This is a genomic window from Burkholderia sp. Bp9142, assembly GCF_003853415.1.
Classification (GTDB): domain Bacteria; phylum Pseudomonadota; class Gammaproteobacteria; order Burkholderiales; family Burkholderiaceae; genus Burkholderia.
The window spans coordinates 1-240 of the sequence record NZ_QTPP01000127.1 but is presented as its reverse complement, the minus strand read 5'-3'; the positions used below and the strand labels follow the sequence as shown (position 1 = coordinate 240).

At 60.4% G+C, this 240-nt stretch carries 1 protein-coding gene; it reads left to right on the top strand.

Translation table 11 applies throughout. The features are described 5' to 3' along the window. Positions 1-240: hypothetical protein (locus tag DIE22_RS39275; RefSeq protein WP_311767768.1), on the top strand; the 240-nt coding region annotated here is incomplete at both ends.

The window sequence follows — 240 nt, the reverse complement described above, 5'->3', positions numbered from 1 at the left end:
AAGTCGAGGTGGACAGCGAGCTGATCGAGCTGGTTGCCGATGACAGACCCGTCGACGTGGAGGTCGAGAGCGAAGCGACCGAGCTATCGGTCGAGCTGAGGCCGGTGGACAGCGAGTTGATGCCAGTCGAGGTCGAGGTGGACAGCGAACTGATCGAGCTGGTTGCCGAGGACAGGCCCGTCGAAGTCGAAGTGGACAGCGAACGCAACGACCTAATAGCCGAACAGAAGCAAGTCCAAG